Annotated in this window: 1 pseudogene; it reads left to right on the top strand. The window is 70.5% G+C overall.

Annotation, left to right across the window (positions count from 1 at the left end):
• Positions 1-941: pseudogene (locus ACLB1G_RS27935) on the top strand (heme utilization protein); the annotation flags it as partial.

Below are 941 nucleotides of genomic sequence, written 5' to 3' on the forward strand. Positions count from 1 at the left end.
GTGGCCGCCCTGGAAACCCTGGACCTGGCCCAGATCAAGACCGCCGCCATCGCCGCCCTGTCGACCGCGCAAGTGGCGGCCCTGAGCACCGAGGCCGTGAACACCCTGGCAACCGCCTCGCTGGTGGCCATCACCACCGCCGGCATCGCTGCCCTGACCACCGACCAGGCCGTGGCCCTGACGTCCTCGCAAGTGGGCGCCCTGACCACCGCCCAGACCGCCGCGCTGTCGAGCAAGGCCCTGGGCGCCATCGACGTGGCCGACCTGGCCGGCCTGAGCACCAGCCAGGTTGCCGTGCTGAAGACCTCGCAGCTGGTGGGCCTGACAACCGACCAGGTGGCCGCCCTGTCCAGCACCCAGATCACGGCGCTGTCCACCGCCGCCTTTGCCGGTGGCTTGTCCACCGACCAGATCGTGGCCCTGACCACGCTGCAGGCCGCCAACCTGACCTCGGCCCAGATCGCCGCCCTGTCCACCCGCAACCTGGCTGCGCTGGAAACCGAAGACTTCGCCCAGCTGTCGACCTCGGCAGTGGTCGGCCTGAGCGTGGCCCAGATCAAGGCCCTGACCAGCGGCCAGGTGATCGCCCTGACCACTGCGGAAGCCTCGGCCCTGTCGACCGCGCAAGTGGCCGCCTTCAACACCGCGGCCATCGGCGCGCTGGAAACGGCTGACCTGGCCGCCATCAAGACGGCCGCCATTGCCGCCTTGGGCACCGCACAAGTGGCCGCCCTGAGCACCGATGCCATCAACACCCTGGCCACCGCTTCGCTGGTAGCCATCAGCAGCGCCGGTATCGCCTCGCTGACCACCGACCAGGCCGTGGCCCTGACGTCCTCGCAAGTGGGCGCCCTGACCACTGCCCAGACTGCCGCCCTGTCCAGCAAGGCCATCGCCGCCATCGACGTGGCCGACCTGGCCGGCCTGACCACCAGCCAGGT

Source organism: Duganella kummerowiae, assembly GCF_053572355.1.